Origin of the sequence: Faecalibacterium sp. DFI.5.82 (assembly GCF_029076575.1) — a bacterium.
Taxonomy (GTDB): domain Bacteria; phylum Bacillota; class Clostridia; order Oscillospirales; family Ruminococcaceae; genus Faecalibacterium; species Faecalibacterium duncaniae.
Genome location: NZ_JARFIS010001131.1, coordinates 1 through 288, shown reverse-complemented (window position 1 = coordinate 288; position 288 = coordinate 1). Strand labels below are relative to the sequence as shown.

Annotated in this window: 1 pseudogene; it reads right to left on the bottom strand. The window is 53.1% G+C overall.

The window, feature by feature from the left end:
* Positions 1 to 288, bottom strand: a pseudogene (locus P0G09_RS20970) (helicase); the annotation flags it as partial.

The following is a 288-nucleotide window of genomic DNA, read 5'->3' as shown; positions in this document are numbered from 1 at the left end:
TGCCCTTGATCGTCATGCCGCAGAAGTTCTCCTTATCCTGCGGGTGTGCGTCTGCGATTTGGGCATCGTTTTTCAGAGCCGCAATACGGTTCTTCGCTTTCTGAATTTCCTCCGGGTAATGCTTGAGCAGCTTATCTTCCAGACGATATTTCTGGTTCTGGTAATCCGAGCGCAGCACCTTGAGCTTTGCTACCTGCACATCCAGATCCATCTTTTCCCGGATGCGCGGGTCGCCTGCGCATAGGGCCTTGACCTCGGCATACGAAAGAGCCTGCTCATCCACATCAT